Genomic DNA, 21,197 nt, shown 5'->3' on the forward strand with positions numbered 1-21,197 from the left:
ATTCAGTACGCTACTGCAGCTGTGCCAACAAATTGGCAGCGATTCCCTGTCACTTTACAGCCTAATAACCCGCTTCCATCCAACAGTTTCATGATCTGAGGAATAAACCACAGCTTAATATCACTTGAGGCATTACCCTGTATGTAAGTCGTAGCTTGCATTAAATCCTTTCCAGTTTCGAGCTCAATGAGCGCCTGCATTCTAGCCATTTGCTTTGTATTATTGCTATGGATGAGCATGAAGACTCGCAAATAATCCTTGTATGTCAAGCTTACGGCTGGGGCTGCAATTTTTGCAGATAACTCTACAGCCTCTCCTTTCACCAGCTTTGTCATGTCTTGGAAAGCCAAAACAGCCCCCTCTGCCGCTGCAGCCAAAAGTACCAGGAGCGGTGAACCAAGATTAAGCAGTTCTTTTTTAGGATCGAGGAGCGCCTCAATGGTACGTATGGCAAGACGTAATGAGAACATTTCCGCATAAGCGGATGAAATATTTGCTGGACATGAGGAGAATCCATATAGCAAATATTCTACCTCTTGGTTTGCTAGCGCGTGAGATCTTGGATCTACCCGCTCATTAGAAACTTTGGGATTGCCTGTTTGATTCGTTTCTAAAGCAAGCGTTCGGTAATTGAATTTTGTAAGCGCATATTCATTCACATAAAGCTCATTACGCATGACCTCTGCTGCATTGTTGAAGGCTTCAAGCATATCCATTGCTTTAAAGCTCACGGGCTCAGATTTCTCTAGATCATAAGCAATTTCGCTGCCGATAGCACCTTCCTGTGCATTAGCCTCACGATACTTTTGGTAGAAACCTTTGGGAGATGAAGATGATTGTGGACCAGAACCTTGAAGACGATTATACAGCTCGACATCACTACTCTGAGCATTCACTAAGCTGCACCCACCGATCGATTGCTTCGCTTGATCCAAGATCGTTTGAATCTTACTTTTTTGTTGCTGTTTATTTGCTGAGATAGCCCCATTTTGTTCCATTCTCGTTCTCTCTAAAATGCTTTGCTTTTGATTAAAATCTTGCGATTCCGTCCAATAAGCATCATTGGCTTGATTAGCTTTGTTTGTATTTTCAGCTGTATACAGCAGTACAGAGTCAATCACATCTTCAAAAGCTGTAAATAATGCTGTAATGCTTGCAATAGCTGTTTGGTACCTATAGAAGTATTCATCCCCCAGCACAGGAACGCTTTGGAAAACTTCATTCGCACTGGTCACCGCATTCCCTGAGTCAGGACGTGAAGTAATCCCAATAAGCTTCGTACGTATTTCATCATTTCTTTGCTTTGCTGTACGTAATGCCGGCTCAATTGTCTGCTGTAATAACCCGATTTCTTTGGTATTTGCCTGAACCTCGAGCTTCGTAACCGCCAGGAGCGCAGCATATTTGATAATTAATTGCAGCAGATTTTGGAGATCATTTAGTTTTTGAGCTAATGTTTGTGCTTGAGTCCCTAGTGCCTGACGAGATTCCAAAATGGCTTGCATGCCAGCCATACCACCTGGACCTGCTTGACTGATCGCGGCAATGGACATATCCAAGTCTCTTATCGATGCCTGAACAGCATGCAGCTGATTTTCCACCTGAACGATTTCATTTCGCACTTCATCTACGGTATGAATACCAATTTGCGATGCTAAACTGTCCAATTCTGCTATCCGCGATTGATAATTGGTGTGGGATAAACCCGTTTTACGATATAGCTCTTCACTGCTCTGCCAAGCTTCATCAAGCTGCTTCTCTCTCTGATCTATGAGCTTCTCTAGCTCAGCTGCTTCCTTTGAAAATTGGCTTCCAAACTGAAAAGGAGCCTTCGTCCCTGTTTTCCGAAATTTATCCGTAATCTCTAGCGTAAACTCAATTGGTGCCTTAATTTTCATATCTTCTAGCAATTGACGCTCAAAAATTTCATGGCTGGCTAACGAGTAAACGGGTGTAACACGTACTCCCTGATCTTTCGGCCTAGTATCCACATAATGAAAAGCTCCTGATGATACCTGACCTGACAAATTATTAGCAAACACGGTTCGAAAAACTTCCTCAGACTTTTCTTGCGAAATCCCCAAACCGTATAAGCCCATCGCTTGAAGCTTTGTATCAAAAGATGACATAACCGAGCGCGTAGCGGCCTTGACCGCTGATTCCGTCTCTTTTTCCGCTAATTTAATCCTCGCAAAATCTATGAGTACCGCTTGAAATACAAAGACCGGCACAATGATTAGAATCAGATAGACGGAAACGGCTCCTCTTTCTGATCGAACAAATCTCTTCAAAAACTCCCCCCATTCTAATTATGAATGACAACGACTATCCCTTTCCGCTCAAGCTCTTTTCGAAAAGCATTAGAGGGCATCCCTTTGCCGCTGGCATCTTTTTTGAAAAAATGCCACACCACACCTTTCACTTGAGTTCCTTGATGAATAAGCTCGAGGTCCTTAGGTAGCTGCTCCATCCGAAGCTGAGCCTCTGTCAGGCTATAGAAGGCTTGATGACCAATCCCACGCACATCCAACGCGTCAATTATTCGGCTTTTACCAGATTCTGTTGTCAAAATGACTTCGGTGCCACTAACCAATGATCGCAAATAAGCGGCGGCCTGCCGTTCCGATTTTATCGTTATACTTGGCCCTGACAGATCACTTTGAGTAGGTTCTGCAAGTGCCTCTCTTGCTTTTTGAGGAGAAATCCGATCCTTGATCGTTTTCATATAAGATCGTGTAATATCCGTTAATCGGATAAGCTCAACTGGTTCTACAACATGCGAGACAGCACTTCCACCTGTTTGATTGGACTTGAACCATCTGTCCATAACTGGCGATGCCTGAAAAGCTTTATGAAGCTTAACTTCGACTTGTTGGTCTAGAATGAAATTAGAAAACTTTGCTGAACCAGTCACACCTTGAGGCAGCAATTCAGAGGATTTAGCCAACTTCCTCTCTACGAGATCGCTAGCAGCCCCCGATGGAAGTGCAATCTCAGATGGATCGTTCGAAACCAGCCTTCCAAATAAATCGGACACATGATTTTGTGTAAGTCGAAAGTAGAGCCCATCTGTCTCCGAAGGATTAAAGTTTCCTGTCACCAAATCTTTGTGACTGTTATCCCAAGTAAAAGCTAACCGTTCGGCTGCTGCTCTAGCGATTTGCTGTAGATAAACTTTTTGATAAGCGTATAAGCTAACGAATAGGACGGTTATTGTACAAAATAGGATGAGAGGTAGCACTAGGGATGCTTCTAATGTAAAGCTTCCCTGCTCACCATCCTTAAAACGTTGTCTTCGGTTATGGCGCACAGCTAGTCGTTGGGCTTGGCGCGCAAGGAGCTACCGAACTGTTGTCCTTGAGGTCCGAATTGGCATCCCCAATCAGCTTCTGAAACCACGAAACTATCCATTTTCTGAAGATAATTGCTATGGCAACAAGCACAGCTACAATCAATAAAATCTCTAAAGTACCAAGACCATCTTCTTCCTTCCAAAAGGATTTCAACCCTTCCATCATGCTTCTCATCATTTCTAACCTCCATTATTTCATCATCAATAGTGCTGGCATGGCGACAATCACCATGACCACGACAAAAATAAGAACCATGGGAAAAACGAGCTTAGAGGAGGCTTCCTCTCCTAGCGTTCGGGCAACAGATTTTCTGCGCTGCCAAAGCTCCAAGGAAAGTGAATGGAGTGCCGCTACGAAATCACTTCCTCCTCGTTTATGGTTGAGCAGAAGGGCCGAAGTAAACAAAGACACCTCATGCAGCGCACAACGCTTACTAAAGTCTTCCATCACTTTTGTAAATGAGACGTTCATCTCCAACTCATGAACAGCTTGCGCTAGTTCAATGTAGAGCGGTGATTTCGCTTTATGAGGTCGAACCTCTACACAGCGAATCCATGCACGATTAACGGTTTCGCCTGCGTTGACGAGCAGCACGATTGTGCTCAAAACCTCAGGCAGTTCCATGATCATCATGAGTTGTTTCCTCCTGATTTTCACATCCAAATCTCGTACTATGAGCAAGGGTAGAGCAATCGCAACGATACAACCAAAGCCCAATAGGGAAGCATCTCCCCCAGCAAGAGCCGAGAAAAGCGTGACAATCACAACACAAAGCAAACTCATCGAGATCATCTCTGCAAAAAACCATTTACTCCCATAAGCTGATAAACTTCTGCCGTGCAGTTTAATTAGATTATGGTGGATTTTGGAAGTGAAATCTGGTAGCTTTTCCATCAAGCTCAACCGATCAACTAACAAATAACTGCATGGAAAAAGTATTTTCATGCGAAAAGGATACGGGTAGGCGTTAATTATCTCTGCATATCGTTTGCGCCCCCACAACCACATAATGAGAATTGCCAACATTTCGAGAATGAGCAAAATGGTGATCCACATGTTACACCTTAATATTCATGATTTTTTGAGTGAGCATATAACATCCGCCAAGCAGTAACAAGCTCGCACTCATGATAAATATCCCGCTCCCTGTATAAAGAGGTTGCATATACTCTGGTGATGAAAAGGCAAGTACGGCAACAATGACGATTGGGGCAAACAATAGCACTCTCGACTCAAACCGTTTCTGTGCAATCATGACACTTATATCTTGCGTGATTTCAAGTTTTTCTCCAATGATAGTTGCTGTACGCTTCATCACCTCCACCAAATTTCCACCTGTCCGCTTACAGGTAAGAAAGACGTCCATAAAACCAATCACATCCTCTAAATGACTGCGATCTGCCAAATTCTTCAGCGCTGCTTCAATAGGCTCGCCATTCTCAACCTTTCGGCAAATAACGCTGAATTCAACTACAATTAAGCAGGCAGGATCAGGGTACAGCAGCTTTAAGTCTTCTAATGCCTCTTGAAAAGCACTTTCAATGGACTTGCCGACCGCCATGGAAGAGGATAAACAACTAAGTGCTTGTTTGAATTGAACAAACAGTTTATTTTTGCGTAACTGAATGAGTTGCTGTTTGCGAATACGAGGAAACATCAGTCCTACTGCTGAAAATGCGGCAGCAAGAACGAGGCTTTTATAGAAAATGTAACCTACAACAAATGCAGGCAAGGCGAGCATAAGTATCGCGCCCAGTTTTTCACGAGGATTCAACTGATAGAAATTATAATCAACTAATGTGAGGACAGAACGGGGATGTTGCGCATCCGGAATCTTAGCTTTCTTCTCAGCAATACTGCTGCTATGCCGGCGTTTTTCCAAGTACAACAGGATCATCCAACTAAGTGTCCCCACTAGGAGGATAAGAAATAACATTTTCATTTGGCTTCACACACTTCTTTACAATGTGAAAACCAAGTTGGTAGTCTTTTGCCAGCCATTCGTATTTTGTGCATGCTTTGAAGCGGATTGCCCGTATACGTGAGCTCACCGATAACCTTAGAGTCTGTCACATCCCCTCTCTCCTCGAATAGAAACAGCGGATGCAGCTGAACTTCACCCTCCTTCATCCCAATGACTTCATGGATTTCAGTCACCTTCCGGGTTCGATCACGCATACGGCTGATATGAACCATTACGTCGAGTGCCGATGCGATCTGCTTGCGAATAACTTCAATCGGCAGTGAAGCGCCACTTAACACCATTGTTTCAAGTCTGCTCAGCATATCAATTGAAGTGTTTCCATGCCCGGTACTCAAACTACCGTCATGCCCTGTATTCATCGCTGCCAACATATCTAACGCTTCGGCACCACGAACTTCCCCAACAATGATCCGATTCGGGCGCATCCGGAGAGAAGCACGAATTAGTTCACGAATGGAGATTTCGCCTCTACCCTCCGTATTTGCGTTTCTGGTTTCCATTCTGACCAAATTGGGTACAGTTTGTATCTGAAGCTCTGCTGAATCTTCAATCGTTATAATACGTTCATGAGCAGGAATCCAGCTACTTAGCGCATTAAGAAAAGTTGTTTTTCCCGAACCTGTACCACCTCCAATAAAAATGTTGTATCCAGACTCAACAAGCACTTGTAGAACTTCTGCAGCCTCCGCAGAGATACTCCCCATCTGGATCAGATCTTCCATAAGCAGCGGCTTATCTGGAAACTTACGAATTGTCAGCGTTGGTCCGCTCAAGGAGGCTGGTGGAAGCACAATATTAACCCTTGAACCATCCTGCAGCCGGGCATCGACAATCGGCGTGGATTGATTAACGATTCGATTCACTTTAGACACAATCATCTGAATAAGATCCTCAAGCTTCTCAGCACTTTCCAAAGCAAAAGAATATTGCTCAACCGCTCCTCTACGCTCGAAAAATATATGCTCATGCCCATTAACCATAATTTCCGTAACAGATGGATCATCGATAAGCGGCTGCAGGATATCCAATCCTCGAAATGAATCAAACATTCGCTTGACGGAAGCATGGATTTCGTTCGATGTCCACTTTTCCTCCTTTGATGCAAGAAAAATAGCTTCTTCAATAAGCTCCATCAACTTGGCATCACTGACCGTGCTTGAAAGATCCAGCTTTTCTTTAATTTGTTGTTTCAACGCCACAAATTGACTTTGATTCATGAAGCTACAGCCCCCTCAGCATTCGTAGATGAATTTCTTTTGCTGATAATAAGAGCTGCAGCCATCTCATAGGTCTGTTCCGAAAATAAGCTGGATGCCCACATTTGCTCTGGCGTTCTTATACTTTTCCACTCTGGGATATAAGGAAGGTTAAAAGCGATATCACGGCCAAGCTCCGAGAAATCATTCATTTGCACACCTATATACTTATTCATAACAAAATGGACGTTCTGTATCGCACCCAATTGCTTATAAAGCACCTTCGATTTATAAACATCATTCAAATCATCCCGAACAAGCCAAATGATATGATCGCTGACCTCCAGTCCTTTTACAATTCGCGGATGAACAGATGCTTCAAGATCTATAATGATGTACTCATATTCATTCAAGGAAACCAGTGCGTCGATGAGAACTCGAATCTGCTCTCCGCTTATTTCTTGCATTTCCCTGATCTGATCATTAGGCGACAAATAGTCAAATCGTAGCTGCGGGTCAAACGATTTAAGCAATTGCAGCTTAGGCCCCAGCAATCCAGGCGAACTTCTCAGGTAGTAAATCAACTGTGAAAATCGCCCTGTTTCGCCCATCAGCCAAAGTGAAGTCGAACTAACGGATTCCAGGCTTAAATAAAAAACTCGTTCACCACGAAAAGATAGCTGCTTGGCTAGATGAATAGCAGTCATGGTCTTACCACTATTTCCGCTTGAGCTGTATATGGAGACCACACTGGTTTTATTAACGCCGTGGTTGCAGCTCTCTTCATTCAGTTTTTCAGCATAGAAAGCATGAAGTCGAGTAAGCAAATGGTGCAAGGATTGAAACCGATACAAAAATGGAATCTTCGTTTCTGCATCCAAGGAATTCGCAATCGTTTCGCTTAATATCATCTTGTGAAGACTAGTTCTTCGGTTCATAAGAAGCTGATAATACGTCTCCGAAATTAATAACACGCCTACTGCTTGCTGAGTCTCAAGAACTTCTAAGATCAATTCTAATTTCAAAAACAGCTTCACCTGCATTCGTTCCCCGAACTCTGAAGCACGAATAAAAGAAGCTAGTCGCTGTGCATATTCCTCATCATCATCTAATACATAGAGTTGAAATTTTTTCATCCAGACCCCCTCCTATACGCTTTAAAATCAAGAGAATTGGCTATACACACCGCTGCCGATTAAAACAAGACTAATCACCCCGATTACGATCGCTAGGCGAATCGTAGTTGCCACTTTCAAAGCATCCTCCTCCTTTTCGCTGACGAAAAACAAAAAAAGCACGCGCCGACTTCAGAGAGATAATCTCCAAAATCAGCGGTGCTTCCGCTCGTCTAACAATTTATCCAAATTGTACCACAATTTACCGAAAAATCAACCCTTTTATTCCCAAGGATATTTCATCGTGAAAAATCCAGCCAGCCTCTTACTTTCAACTCTGCGAATACGTCTCATTTCAGCGCGTTGCGGTGCTGACTCATGCAGTTTCGTCTCTTCTTCTGTCTCCGGAATCACATGAGGCACCTCGACCGGCACTTTATTATCATCCAAAGCAACAAAAGTCAGGAAGGAAGTCGCGGCAATTTTTCTTGCTCCAGTTTTCAGATCCTCCGTAACAACTTTCACAAAAACTTCCATCGAGCTTTTCCCTGTCCAAGTCACAAATGATTCCAAACAAACAGAATCCGAAGTGTGGATCGGGTATAAAAAGTCAACCGAATCTGTTGAGGCCGTTACGACGGATCTCCGGCAATGTTTATGTGCAGCAATCGAAGCAATGTCATCAATGTAGGACATCAGTTTTCCGCCAAACAGCGTGTTGTGATTATTCACGTCCGTCGGGAAAATGCGTGATGTTTTGAAGCATCTGGATTCTCTGGCAAATCTTTGTTCCATAACTAACTGCCCCTTTACTTTCAACCTTATTCAAATATGAAACATCATATCATACTTATCATGAAATAAAACAGCTATCCGTACTTTTTAAATCTTGAAAATAAGGATGGTTTCGTCTTCTTATTTTCGTTAACATTAAAACGATTCCCTGGTAGGATGTCTTTTATAAGCGGGGACAATGCTGTCATTAATTGTTGTAACACCTCAGGGCGATCCTGGATGCACTCCCCTTTCCAAACTGCACGCATGACTTCAGCCCGAGGCAGCTCAGGTATCGTACAGAGCGGAGAGGCTGGAAGGGATGCCATCCATTCCTTACGAAAGTGATTTTGCATGCTGCCGTTAGCAACATAGTGCACTTTTTTCCCACGCTGCATATAGGAATCAATCCGTTCGAAATGCGCTCGCGAGCTGGGCCGATTGCATTTTCCTGGGGAAGCGTCTAGAACAACGACAATTTCATCTGCACTATGGCAGAGTTCTTGAACGGAGGGATGCTCCCACTGAGTCGATACGTCCCATATTACGATCGGCTTTTTGATTGTGTGTAGAAGCTTAAAGGAGTCTGCGGGCTGCCAATCTCCATGATACCCATCAGGATGAATAGGAAACCACGTCGAAAAGCCTTTATCCCATGAAGGTGTAGGAGTTAAACTATGATCTTGCTCCCTAAGAGAATGAGCAGCAAATTTGTAGGTCTCTGGAGCTTTCAGATCACCATATAAAAGCATGTACAAGTCAGGTTCGATGGTTGGTTGTTCAACAAGAGCGTTAGGAATCTGGATGGCGTTTAATATTCTAGCCAAGGTGACACCCAAAAATGTCGATCCGGCACCAGCAAAAAGACCTCCGACAACAATTAATTTATCTGCTGTCAGCAATGTAGTCGAATGATTTGGAGTATTCGTAGTATGTGCTGGATCGGGGTATATGGATCGAAGTCGCATCTTCACTTCCATGGCGGATTGGCAGCGGTGCTGAGGATTTTCTTGCAAGAGTAATTGTACCGTAGAAGTAAGTGTTTCTGGGAGCTCTGGACTTAATTGATCCAAAGTTTTATAAGTGAGGTAAGCGTACTGACCACCCGTTAATAAGTAATACAGCATAGCACCAAGCGAGTATAAATCGGAACGCGCATCGGTTTGTAAGCCCATAAATTGCTCAGGAGCAGCAAATCCTATCGTCCCCATTTGCATCGTATCGGTCTGTTTGCCTTGTGTGAAATGTCTCGCAACGCCAAAATCAATTAACCGAACTTGCGACTGCTCGTTCAACATAATATTGGAAGGCTTGAGATCCCGGTAAATGATTGGGCGAGGCTGGAAGGTATGGAGATAATGCAGCATATCGCATAGTTGAAAAGCAATTTGGACGATTTGGGCAGTTGGTAGTTCCCGCCGTTTTTCTTCAAATAAATCTTGCAGCGTTGGTCCCTGAATATAATCCATTACCAAAAAACCTGTTCCATCTTCCGTTGTAAAATAATCAACCAACTGCGGCAGTTGGGGATGATGAAGCCGTGCTAATATTTCTGCTTCCTCTATGAAGGAGGCTCCCTCTTGCTCCATTGACAGGATTTCCTTAACAGCCCACTTCTTCCCCTTTAATTTCAGATCTTCTGCTAAGTAAACTTGACTCATCCCTCCCTGCCCTAGCAAAGATTCCATACGGTATCTTCCGCCGATACAGGTTCCAATCCAATTCTTCTTAGGATTTGCGATAAAAAAAGCCCCCTTCATCAAGTCATAATTACCTTGATTATAAGAGGGGCTTGAAGAAAAATCTACATTTTTTCCCAAAAATACTACATCTTTTGCAAGTATAGGGTCAATTCCTCCCGATTGTGAAACAACTGTTTCGCTTTAATCAGGAAAAGAGAAGGCTCCAGAATTCGTAAAATATCGCGAACCGTTTGGAACGGCTTCTTGTGCATCAGCTTAACCGTAATAATCGCCGTGCCACCACTTTGCAGTGAGTACAGCAAATCAGCCACTAAACGCCCCATCTGGCGAGGATCCCAACTCATATCACAAACAAGCAAGTCAAACTCTTGATCCCGCAGCTTCACATCGCTTGCATTTTTCTTATAAATTTTGAGATTAGGGTTGCCAAGCAGCCTCGGATTCATCGCCGCAGGGTCAATAGCCGTAACCTTCAAGCCGCGCTCTAATAACAAAGAGGTCCAGCCTCCTGGTGCGGCACCAATATCAAGTGCGGTTCTAGCCACACTAAAATCAATTCCAAACCGCTGCTCCGCCTCCAAAAGCTTGAACTTGGCGCGTGAAATTTGGTCCTCTTCCTTCATAAAACGAATGGCTCCGCCTGACCAATCAGACAAATTGTCAGCTGGCTTAGAGAGTCCTACAAACAGTTTTTTCGCATTTATATAAATCGAAATAACTTGGTCGGCATAACGAACTACCGGTTCAGCGTGAACTTCCGAAACAAGGATTTCATCTAGCGCAGCTTTGACTATAAATGGCGCATAGGGTACATCTGCCCGTTCTTCTTTACGCACTTGGATGGCTATTTTCTCACCGGAGTGAATAAGCCCTTCCGCATGTGCATTTTTTAACCAACCTTTTAAATGTTCAAGGTCCTCTTCCGTTCGAGTGATTTCCCATTCCTGAGAAACTGGCTGAATATGTCTAAGAAAAATGGGTTCCTGCTCTTTGATTAGTGTTAATGCATCTTCCGTACCCGAGGGCACTTCGAATAAAAAAACTTCAGTTGGCACCAGCAATGTAAACTTGGTCAGCGGAAATAATTTACGGATTTCATCCTGCGCGTACTGCGCAAATCCATGATTCGAAGAGCCAATATATGTCGTAATTAGTGTCATAGCCGCATCCTTTATCTTCTTTAATCCAAAACCTTAATCCACGGTCGATCCTGAAACCATTCCAAAGCAATATCCACATCAAAAGCTCTACGGATATTTTCCGGCGTCAGCACCTCTTTCTTAGGTCCAGCAGCAATTAATTCCCCTTGTTCAATAATGGCAACATGCGTAATTAACGGAATAATTTCTTCAATATGATGAGTCACATAGACAACTGTAATGTCCTGTTTACTAAGCTCATTCACATCTCTCAAAAAGCGTTCTCTCTCGTATAAATCCAAGCCAGCAGCAGGTTCATCCAAAACTAGAAGTGATGGCTTCATCATTAAAGCCCTGGCGAGCATCACTTTCTTCCGTTCACCTTGTGACAAACTGCCTAATGTTTGATGAGCCAAATGAGGAATTCGTACCCGCTCCAACATAACCACTGCACGATCCAAAACATCTTGCGGGATTTCTTGATAAAATCTGAGATAGGCATATTCACCAGTAGCGACAACCTCAATTACAGGATCGCTTAGATTAAGCTTTTCCATTAGCGACTGAGAGATATAACCAATTCTCTTGCGGACTTCTCTCACATCACATTGACCATAACGGTTACCCAGCACGTCTACGGTTCCCCGACTCGGGAATTCGTACCCATTCATCATTTCGAGCAACGTAGTTTTGCCTGATCCGTTACGACCTAATAATACCCAGTGTTCACCTGGATTAATATGTACATTCACATCATTTAAAATATGTCGTTCGCCTCGAATAAAATGAATATGCGATAAATGAATCATATCAGGCTACATTCCTTTCTTATTACAGTTCACTTTTGTATGTTCCTTGAGCAATTTGCAGCAGCAAATCATCCGGAATACGGTGAGGATATAGATTCATCCCATCAGGTTTGGCGGTGTACAGCGTTTGATACATAGCCGTACAAGCAACCTGGCTGGAGGTATGAATATAAATTTTCCGCGGGAATTTCCGCTTCTGAACAAGCCAAATGACAACATCCATGCCTGTTTGCTCCGTAGACCAACCCATATCATGATCCAGCGATAAAATATCGACGTCACATTCCTCGAGCAGCAGCAAACATTCCTGTATATTTCTAGCTAGCGTAAATCCTTGGGGACAAGGACGCAGATCATCTAAGTATACATGAATCATGAGCGGATTTCCTTCCCTTCCTGTTCATGCGATTCGTCAGTCAGCGTTACTGAATAAAGTTCTAACAACAGCAATTTCCTCAGAGTGCGTACCATTGCTCCCTTTTGCCGTTTCGAGAACAACCGGAATATGCCTTAAAAAGGAAGAAGACAGCATCTGCCCAAAGTTATCAAGACCGATATATCCCGCTCCAATATTCGCATGACGATCTCTACGCGAGCCAAAAGGATGAAGGGAATCATTCAAATGAACGGCTTTCAAATGAGGGAAATAATCAAGAACTTCGCCTCTGGCTAGCAGCTCAGCCCATCCATGGCTTGACCATAAACCACTGGCAAAAGCATGGCACGTATCCAAACAGAAGCCAATTTTCTCTGGACGCTGACATAGTTTCCGCACCTGAACCATTTCTTCCAATGTAAGACCAAGCTGAGAACCTTCACCAGCTTGATTCTCAAGCAAAATGAAAGACGCCCCCTCATAGCCTTGAGTGGCGCTATTCAAACATTGTATTATATTTTTATAACCTTGTAACGGGTCTTTTCCTACATATTTCCCAAAATGCACCACCAGACCAACGGATCCGCATGCTTCCGTGATCTCGAGTCCGTTCTTTATCAGGCCTACCATTAAATCGCGCTCAGCAGCATCTGCCGCAGGATTGAGCGGATAAGGTGCATGTCCAATTGAAAGCATATCGTGCTCACGGCAAAACTCGGCACAGGATGCAGAATCCCGCACATTTACTATTTTCGTAGATAAGCTCCTCGGATTCATCGGGAAATATTGAAAAGCTTTAGCTCCCATCGCTAGTGCCGCTTTGGCTGCTCCGCTATATCCGCCCCGTGTACTTACATGGGCACCAACATACATGACCCCTCAGCCCTTTCACGATTGACAGTTTGCACAATAAAAGCATTTGCGACTAGAAACTTCTGTCTTCATTAGTGGATGACCACAACGTAAGCAGGGTTCGCCTTCACGGTCATATACACGGCATTTTGCATCAAATTGCCCTGTCAGCCGATCTCCGACAAATAATGGTTCATCGATATAGCCGCCATACTGAATAGCTTCGAGAAGAACTGTACGCATAGACTGAAATAATTGGTTCTGCTCCTCACTTGTTAGGGATGGCAGCTTACGTAGAGGCAAGATACCAGCCATAAAGCAGATCTCATCTGAGTAACAGTTCCCAATTCCTGATAAAAAAGATTGATCGACTAATGTCATTTTCAGATTGCCATTTTTCCCTTTGAGCAGACTCTGAAATCGGGCAAATGTAAAACTCGGCTCCAAAGGTTCAGGTCCTAATTTACTTAAGACCTTCTCAGCATCAGGTATGGCATGCATGTGTAAATATCCTAACCGCAATCCAATGAAGTATAAGTGCTGCAAGCCAAAATGGATAACCACCTGTGATGTTCGGTCCGGTTTCTCCTCCTCCGTCCCATAAAACATCCAGCCCCCAAGCATTAAATGCAGCAGCAATACTTCACCGGATCCTAAAAGAAATAGCAAGTGCTTGGCTCTGCGCTCAATTCGTACAATTCGATTGCCGGTCAGCTTACGGATAAAGAGTTCCGGATCTACATTCAAAGATTTGGGACGCGTAACTTCCGCTCCTGTGATTGGCGAGTTCTGGATCAGTCTCGATAACTGCTGACGATAGGTCTCCATCTCCGGTAGCTCGGGCATGACAAATTCTCCTTGCCTTTTTCTACCTTGTATATCCAAATGATAGGGAAAGTAAACGGCTGCGAGAAAGATCTAGATTAATCCCTCACTCGCGTATATCGGCTTCATCTTGCGAGTTTTGGTTTTCGTTGTTGACTCTCCGTCTCTTGGAAGGGATCGTTCACGAACAACCGTGTTCTCGGTTTTTCTCACTTTATTTTTCAGGCGGTTGATGCGCTTCTCTAAAGCTTGCTCAATCTCATCCTGCTTCCGATCGCCACGGTGCAAGGAGCGCCTGCGCCATAGTTTGGCCCAAGCCTCCTCCGCATAAAAAATTGCCTGAGCCAAATTCCTCTCCCGATGCTCATAGTACATGGCCAGCTCCAAATAAGGCTCCAATTGCAGCGCGAGGCTTGCATTCTTGATATCAATCCATCGTTTCCACAGATCAACAGCACGCGAATAATCACCTTTTTTCTTGTAAAAGACAGCTAGCTGGAGAATAGCCGATTCATGTTCGGTTGAATTTGCTGGTTTGGGGTCATTCATTAACCTCGAAAATAAATCTTCAAAGAACGACTCCGCACGTGCAGAACGGTCCATTTTATCTAGCCAAAGACCCGTTCGATACAGCTCTTCCAATTCGATTACAGGCTCACCTTCAAGTTCCATAGTCGCAGATGATGATACTGGTTCTATTTCTCCGCTGAGCAGCTTGGAAAAATGAATGGCTAAAGCCGCCAATGTGACAATATCATGCTCATTATGAACGAACACGCCATGCAAGACAGATGGATTCTTCTCTGCTAAGTACTGAAAATAAAGGGCAGGCGCCATAGAGCCAGGCACATCGTCCACGCGCTCAAAGCCTAGTCGGCTCTCTTCGACCTTGCTCAGACGGCAAGAAGGCAGTGTATTACGCCATAAGCTTCTTGAAGGGTATAGCAAATCTAACTGCAAAAGCTTCGAATCGTCGAGCTTGAGCCTGTTTAGTACATATCGATTCTTCAAGATAGGCCAGTCAAATGTCCGTCCATTGTAGGAAACTATATGGGTGAAGCGGTCGAGCAGCTCTTGCAAATACACAAGCATAGCTTGCTCTTCCGCTGGATTGCGAATAAGCAGCTGTTCCACCGTAAACAGCTCTCCGGTGTAATAGCCGATGCCGACCATGAACGGCACGTTGCCCGCGCCAACACCGAGCCCCGTCGTCTCGGTGTCAAAGAAAAGCAGCGCGTCATGCCGGACGGCAGCGTCGCGGTCGTGAAAGCAGACCAGCTGCTGCGCGTAATCGGCCAGCTCCCGCAGCCGATACTTGCCGTGCACGCTGTCTGTGCCGTACACACGGCGCCGCATGACGAACGAGCCTCCTGGGCTCATCTCAATATGAGCGCCGAGCTGTGCCCATTCGTCGTCTGCCGCAGGCACGGACGGCGGAGCGGTCTGCGCCGTCCCGGGACCCCGCAGGCGGCCGAGTCTTTCGCGGAGCCCGCTCATCGGGCACCGCCATCGAGCTGCGCCAGCAGCTCCAGAGCGAGCTTCTTCCCAAGCAAGCCCACTTCTTCGATCGGCCCGACGCAGGCCGGACAACCGCTGATGCAGCCGCAATTTTGGATGAGGCTGCGCGCTTGATCCATGAGCTGACCGTGCACCTCATACAAGCGGTCACTTAACCCTACGCCGCCAGGGTAGCGGTCATAGAAAAACACCGTCGGCAGCTTGTTATGCACCGCCTTAACCTGCGGGACAACTCGGATATCCATCGGATCGCACATCAAATAAAGCGGTGCAAGGTGTGACAAGACATTCGCAATACCTAGCAATGCATATTGCATGTCGTTGGCTGAACGGCCTGCTGCCATTTCTTCATCAAAGGTGAACCAGTAAGAACTGGTATGCAGCTCCTCTTCCGGTAAACGGATGGGACCAGAACCTATGTTCTCGTGCGTTCTAAGCCTGATTTTCTTAAAAATCGTTGGCTGCGCATTTACTGTAACCTCGCCTAGCTGCCGCAGTAAGCCGCCGCTCTGCCCTTCACGGTTCACATGCAGCACTTTCAGCTGCACCGCCAAGCTGGCATCCGTGAAATAGTCCACATCAACCTGGCGGACAAAAGCCTTCTTCTCTTCATAATCCAGTTTCTCTACTTGAAATTGGACGCCTTCATGTATATAAATCGCCTCTTCGTGAATAAGGGTAGGCGCGCTGAAACGATCACATTCCCCAATCACTCGATTCGCATTGGTCATATCGATAATAATGAAATTTTCTTGTGCTGCCGACCGCAAGGAAATGTTATGTGCCGGAAATGACTGCTCCATCCAGTACCAGCGGTCATTCACCTGATGAAGCACCTGCTCTTCAGTTAAATACTCTAGAACGTCTGTCAGCGACTCATCGCCAAACTTCTCATTCGCTTCAAAAGGAAGCTCATAAGCGGCACACTTCACATGATCCACGAGGATGATCAAATTGTCAGGATGAATACGCGCCTGCTCTGGCGGGCGCTCGAAGAAATAATGCGGATTCTGGATCAAGTATTGATCCAGCGGATTGCTGCTCGCGACGAGAACCGTCAGCGAGGTCTCCTGCCGCCGTCCGGCACGCCCGGACTGCTGCCAAGTGCTGGCTATCGTGCCTGGATAGCCATTGAGCACGCACGCTTGCAGCTGGCCAATGTCGATGCCCAACTCCAGCGCGTTCGTGCTCACAACGCCGCGAATTTCTCCGCTGCGTAAACCTTTCTCGATCTCCCGGCGAAGCTTCGGGAGATACCCGCCGCGGTAGCCGCGGATCGATTTGCTGCCCAGCTCGTGAGTCACGAGCTCCTGCAGATAGGTCAGCAAAATCTCCACGCGCACGCGGCTTCTTGCAAAAACAATCGTCTGGATTCCACTTCGCAGCAGCGTGCCTGCTATCTTGCGCGTCTCCAAGACGGAGCTTCTACGAATCCCCAGCTGCTGGTTCACCACTGGTGGATTATAAAAAACAAAGTGCTTCTCGCCTGCCGGCGCTCCGTTATTGTCGATCAGCGCTACGCTTTCGCCAATAAGTCGCTCCGCATGCTCCTTCGGATTATCAATCGTCGCTGATGCGCAAATAAATTGCGGCTTCGACCCATAGAATCTGCAAATCCGCTTCAGCCTGCGAATCACATTGGCTACATGACTGCCAAAAACACCACGATAAGAATGCACCTCATCGATCACAATGTAGTTCAAGTTCTCAAATAGCTTCACCCACTTGGTATGATGAGGGAGTATCGCGGAATGCAGCATATCCGGATTCGTCACGACAATGTGTCCCGCATTACGAATCGCCTGTCTGACCGTTGGCGGCGTATCTCCGTCATACGTATGAGTTTTGATATCTACTTCCATGAAATCTACCATTTCCTGCAGCTCGGCAACCTGATCCTGCGCTAGCGCCTTCGTAGGGAATAAGTAGAGCGCACGAGAAGCATCGTTCTCCAAAATCTTCTGCAAAACCGGAAGATTGTAGCAAAGCGTTTTACCTGAGGCCGTTGGCGTCACTGTGACCACATGATGACCGGCCGTTACCTGACGGAATGACTCCGCTTGATGCGTATATAACTGGTTAATATGCTTATGTTGAAGTGCAACCCGAATACCCTCGTGCAATCCCACTGGAAAATCAGCCAGCTTCGGATCACGCGGGGGTATGGTGTGCCAATATGTAACTTGCGACATGATGTCCTGTTGCTTGCGCAGCCAATCGATCATTTCGTTCATGGAAGAAACCTTGCCTGTTAAAGGATTCATACGTCGAATCTCCTTACCAATATCGTTTCTTCCATTTTACAGAATATACGTTCGTATGTCTACATGAGATCGGATGAATCATCGTAATCATACCGAATCCCTTCGTGATCAGCTATCGCAACGGGGGCGTTGACTTGAAAGGCTTGGATAGCACTTTCTTTCATTTTCAACAAAACTTCCTGATAATCTCTAGAACGGTGCTCTTCCAAATCATGTTTCATCGCAATTCTCAAAGCTCTTTCAATGATCACAACATCATGACTAGTAAAATTCACGGTTCCTCGCACCTCTCTCGGTACTTTATTTCACAACTTCTAGCTTTGCCATAATAGGGAAAACACATACCGCACGCGGTTATTTTCTAAAACTCGTATTGTAGCAAGAAATCAGGTAAAATTAGGAATAGTATATAAATAAGGAGGAATTCATCATGACAGCATCTTTACCCGTCGAAGTCGAATCCAATCGCCAACCGGATCACGAGATCAATCCACAATTCCTGACCCGTTGGTCACCTCGCTCATTCACGAATCAAGAGGTTTCCGAAGATGTACTCCTTAGCTTGTTTGAAGCAGCACGTTGGGCGCCATCCGGCAGTAATATCCAACCATGGCGGTTTATTGTTGCCCGCACAGAAGAGCAGCTAGCCAAATTCCACAGCTTTATTGCCCCGGCAAACCGGGAATGGTGTGAAAAAGCACCTGTCCTTGCTTTAGTCATTTCCTATACCAAAACCTCTAACGGGAATAACTCCCCGAGTCACGCTTTCGATGCAGGAGCAGCATGGGGATACCTTGCGCTAGAAGCTAACAACCAAGGATTAGTTACACATGCAATGGGTGGTTTTGATCATAACCAAGCACGTGAAACCCTACAAATTCCTGAGGATTACCAAACGCATGCCGTAATTGCAATTGGCTATCGGGGTCCTGTAGATGCTTTGCCAGAACGTTTTCAAGAGCGTGAAGCTCCTTCAACTCGCCGTCCAGTAAGCGAATTATTATTTGAAGGATCATTTGGTCAAACGCTATAACCCAAAAAAACACTTCATTCCGATTATGGAATGAGGTGTTTTTTTATTAATAGGGAAGTTCGACCTTCTCTACTCTTGATTTATACGATGGGTCAAAATAAGCCGTGAACGTGAGATTTACGGTCAGTTTTCGTGATAAATCCTTAGGAAGATTTCCAAAGTTTACCGTATCCACACGAATTAAGCGAGGTAAAGCTTGCAGCTGTGTAATGGCATCAGTAACTTCATTAAACGTCCCTGCTACTGAAGTTGTCACTCTGACTTCCCTGACATTCGGGTACGGGTTTTTACTGTTTGCATCTGTTTGCTGCGTTTGTGTGCTCTTATCATTCACCGCATAGGAAATTGAGTTGAAATTAACTTTTGAGCTCGTTTTAATCTGATTTAAATCAAGCGTCAGCTGTTCGGTATTGTCCCACAAGGGAAGGGCAGCTTGAATGTCTTTTAGAGACGGACCGACATCCTCTTTCTTCTCACTTAATTTTTTCGTAAGAAGCTGAACCTGTTTTTCCACAATAGCCATTTCATTTTCTTGTGCTTTGATCTTATTGGTAGACGGCAGCTGCAAGAAATAGTAGAAAGCAAAAAGGCCTAGAAACAGCAGGACCGCAAGGAAAAGAAGAAGAGACCTGGTATTATTTTTGCTGGACATTCGTAAGCTCCTCTCCTTTCGCTTCTATTGTTCCCTTAGTTCCCGCTTCTTTTGTTGCCGTGGCTTTCTTGAAGGTTATTGAGTAATTAACGGTATATTGCTTAGCAGTAATTATAGTCGGATTGTCCACAACAGGACTCGTTGGGTCTGCTGGTGCCTGGGCATTCACGGCTGCATTCGTAGTACCAACTGTCGTCTCGGTAATCGACTGAAGCATGGTATTTTCACCAAAAGACAACTTGCGCAAATCAAACAAGTAGCGAGCCGAATCCTCCATTTTCGCAAAAATAACAGTTAATGTCATCTGTGATTCTGATGAGTAGGAGATTGTACTTATTTGAGCATCAACCGGCAGCGGTTTCTTGATATCGCCGATCATGGCTACAACATCTTTGCGGTTTGCCCTCGTCATTGTAATAAAGGCCGCAGGATCCCCCTGATTTGCCGGCTTTGACGTTAATTTCGCTTCTGCAGCTGATTTTTGAGCATTGAGAGCAGTAAGTCTTGACGCGTTTTGAGTCAACATTTTTTGATTATCCAAATAGTTCGTGCCTATCAAAGCCGCACAAGCAACCCACACGATCATGCCGATAATGGCTAATAAAAACTTAATTTTCGTCTCTGTTTTCCGATGCGGCAGCAAGTTAATTTGCGCTTTTTGCTTGGAAAACAAAGCGACCCCGATCGCGACACGATAATCGTTAGCACTAAAATCTTTTGTCCGTCCATTTGCGTATACATCAAAGTCGACCTTCTCCACCTTTAGCTCAGAGAGCGCCTGCTCAAGCTCCATATGAAGCTGAATTCTGCCTCGATTCGCACCCGTTACAATAATATGAGAAATTCGGCTTTTCCCTTCTTGAATACTATATTGATAGAAACTCAGCATCCTAGAAATTTCAGCAATAATCTCCCCAATCTGGTCGGGTGTTAGTTCATCATCAACAGTTGTATCGTGTTCCACAAGCGTAATCGTACGCATAAAAATGGGATTACCATTCTGCAGCATGTACACTTCCAGAGTGCCACGATCTAAGGAAACCAACATGGATTCCTCAAAAAACTCCTCCTGCTGCGACGAAATCGCTCTTACTAAAGCAGTGGCAGATATCTCAGCCGCTTTCACGTGCACACCGGCATCCTCAAACACTTTTACATAGCTCATAATCAGCTTTTTGGGAGCTGCAAACACGAGAACTAACGTACTTTCATCATCGTGGCTTACCTTAATATAATCATAGACAGGGTCTTCAAAAGGCAGACGCAACGCAGTCTCTACTTCAAGCTCTACCAGTTGACGCAGTTCCTGTGGCTTAATACTTGGAATTCGCATTTTACGAATGATAATTTGCGATGTCGGAATGGCTATGGTCGCAGAAGCACCCCTCAGCTTCTCCGCTTTTACCCATTGTTTGACCTGAAGGCTCAGAGATTCCGAATTGACAATTTGATCTTCAATAATAATCCCTTGCGGGATGGGAAGGAAACCACTCGCTCCAACTTCCCACGCCTTTTTCTTTTTGACAGTAACATACCGGACTCCCGTTTGATCTACCGTAATCCCGATTCGCTTAGTACCTAAGCCGAACATATTAATCACACCC

General features: G+C 45.1%; 20 protein-coding genes. 1 reads left to right on the forward strand and 19 read right to left on the reverse strand.

What is annotated here, in order from left to right:
- Positions 1–2 precede the first annotated feature (2 nt).
- The 17 genes from AC58VC_RS01510 to AC58VC_RS01590 all read right to left on the reverse strand — a co-directional run bounded on the left by AC58VC_RS01510 (position 3) and on the right by AC58VC_RS01590 (position 18,183).
- A complete protein-coding gene (locus AC58VC_RS01510; protein ID WP_497367114.1) occupies positions 3–2,291 on the reverse strand; it encodes a TadE/TadG family type IV pilus assembly protein in 2,289 nt (762 codons plus the stop codon).
- 14 nt (positions 2,292–2,305) lie between these two features.
- Entirely contained in the window at positions 2,306–3,310 is a 1,005-nt protein-coding gene (locus AC58VC_RS01515) for a TadE/TadG family type IV pilus assembly protein (protein WP_497367115.1), read from the reverse strand.
- Positions 3,300–3,527, reverse strand: a complete 228-nt coding sequence (locus tag AC58VC_RS01520; RefSeq protein ID WP_497367116.1) for a Flp1 family type IVb pilin — start codon at positions 3,525–3,527, stop codon at positions 3,300–3,302. Before AC58VC_RS01520 ends, AC58VC_RS01515 begins: the two co-directional genes overlap by 11 nt.
- Positions 3,528–3,542: 15 nt before the next feature.
- Positions 3,543–4,247, reverse strand: a complete 705-nt coding sequence (locus AC58VC_RS01525) for a type II secretion system F family protein (RefSeq protein WP_497367117.1) — start codon at positions 4,245–4,247, stop codon at positions 3,543–3,545.
- Positions 4,248–4,410: 163 nt separating this feature from the next.
- Entirely contained in the window at positions 4,411–5,295 is an 885-nt protein-coding gene (locus AC58VC_RS01530) for a type II secretion system F family protein (protein WP_497367118.1), read from the reverse strand.
- Positions 5,292–6,554, reverse strand: coding sequence for a TadA family conjugal transfer-associated ATPase (locus tag AC58VC_RS01535; protein ID WP_497367119.1), 1,263 nt, complete (start codon positions 6,552–6,554; stop codon positions 5,292–5,294). Before AC58VC_RS01535 ends, AC58VC_RS01530 begins: the two co-directional genes overlap by 4 nt.
- The gene (locus tag AC58VC_RS01540; protein WP_497367120.1) at positions 6,551–7,669 is read right to left on the reverse strand and encodes a P-loop NTPase family protein; all 1,119 of its coding nucleotides are present in this window, start codon (positions 7,667–7,669) and stop codon (positions 6,551–6,553) included. Before AC58VC_RS01540 ends, AC58VC_RS01535 begins: the two co-directional genes overlap by 4 nt.
- 261 nt (positions 7,670–7,930) lie before the next feature.
- The gene (locus tag AC58VC_RS01545) at positions 7,931–8,443 is read right to left on the reverse strand and encodes an acyl-CoA thioesterase (RefSeq protein ID WP_497367121.1); all 513 of its coding nucleotides are present in this window, start codon (positions 8,441–8,443) and stop codon (positions 7,931–7,933) included.
- Positions 8,444–8,517: 74 nt separating this feature from the next.
- Positions 8,518–10,110, reverse strand: a complete 1,593-nt coding sequence (locus tag AC58VC_RS01550; protein WP_497367122.1) for a protein kinase domain-containing protein — start codon at positions 10,108–10,110, stop codon at positions 8,518–8,520.
- A gap of 137 nt (positions 10,111–10,247) precedes the next feature.
- Complete coding sequence (locus AC58VC_RS01555; RefSeq protein WP_497367123.1) at positions 10,248–11,285, reverse strand: SAM-dependent methyltransferase; 1,038 nt, start codon at positions 11,283–11,285, stop codon at positions 10,248–10,250.
- A gap of 20 nt (positions 11,286–11,305) precedes the next feature.
- The gene (locus AC58VC_RS01560) at positions 11,306–12,073 is read right to left on the reverse strand and encodes an ABC transporter ATP-binding protein (protein WP_497367124.1); all 768 of its coding nucleotides are present in this window, start codon (positions 12,071–12,073) and stop codon (positions 11,306–11,308) included.
- A 22-nt stretch (positions 12,074–12,095) separates the two neighbouring features.
- Complete coding sequence (locus tag AC58VC_RS01565) at positions 12,096–12,449, reverse strand: cyclic-phosphate processing receiver domain-containing protein (protein WP_497367125.1); 354 nt, start codon at positions 12,447–12,449, stop codon at positions 12,096–12,098.
- A gap of 36 nt (positions 12,450–12,485) precedes the next feature.
- Positions 12,486–13,322 (reverse strand): deoxyribonuclease IV, encoded by an 837-nt coding sequence (locus AC58VC_RS01570; RefSeq protein ID WP_497367126.1) that lies wholly within the window; start codon positions 13,320–13,322, stop codon positions 12,486–12,488.
- A 15-nt stretch (positions 13,323–13,337) separates the two neighbouring features.
- Positions 13,338–14,147, reverse strand: coding sequence for an Fpg/Nei family DNA glycosylase (locus AC58VC_RS01575; protein WP_497367127.1), 810 nt, complete (start codon positions 14,145–14,147; stop codon positions 13,338–13,340).
- 72 nt (positions 14,148–14,219) lie between these two features.
- Positions 14,220–15,623 (reverse strand): ribonuclease H-like domain-containing protein, encoded by a 1,404-nt coding sequence (locus AC58VC_RS01580; RefSeq protein WP_497367128.1) that lies wholly within the window; start codon positions 15,621–15,623, stop codon positions 14,220–14,222.
- Positions 15,620–17,908 (reverse strand): DEAD/DEAH box helicase, encoded by a 2,289-nt coding sequence (locus AC58VC_RS01585; protein ID WP_497367129.1) that lies wholly within the window; start codon positions 17,906–17,908, stop codon positions 15,620–15,622. Before AC58VC_RS01585 ends, AC58VC_RS01580 begins: the two co-directional genes overlap by 4 nt.
- Positions 17,909–17,967: 59 nt before the next feature.
- Entirely contained in the window at positions 17,968–18,183 is a 216-nt protein-coding gene (locus AC58VC_RS01590; protein ID WP_497367130.1) for a hypothetical protein, read from the reverse strand.
- A 155-nt stretch (positions 18,184–18,338) separates the two neighbouring features.
- Here AC58VC_RS01590 and AC58VC_RS01595 point away from each other — a divergent pair, with 155 nt between their 5' ends.
- Positions 18,339–18,941, forward strand: a complete 603-nt coding sequence (locus tag AC58VC_RS01595) for a nitroreductase family protein (RefSeq protein WP_497367131.1) — start codon at positions 18,339–18,341, stop codon at positions 18,939–18,941.
- 46 nt (positions 18,942–18,987) lie between these two features.
- Here AC58VC_RS01595 and AC58VC_RS01600 read toward each other — a convergent pair whose 3' ends face one another.
- Together AC58VC_RS01600 and pilM are read right to left on the reverse strand one after the other, a co-directional pair.
- Positions 18,988–19,593 carry a hypothetical protein gene (locus tag AC58VC_RS01600; protein ID WP_497367132.1) on the reverse strand — a complete coding sequence of 202 codons (606 nt, stop codon included), beginning with the start codon at positions 19,591–19,593 and terminating at the stop codon, positions 18,988–18,990.
- Positions 19,577–21,184, reverse strand: coding sequence for a pilus assembly protein PilM (pilM, locus tag AC58VC_RS01605; RefSeq protein ID WP_497367133.1), 1,608 nt, complete (start codon positions 21,182–21,184; stop codon positions 19,577–19,579). The genes AC58VC_RS01600 and pilM overlap by 17 nt, the downstream gene beginning before the upstream one ends.
- Positions 21,185–21,197: the final 13 nt, after the last annotated feature.

It is taken from the genome of Paenibacillus sp. J22R67 (assembly GCF_059692175.1).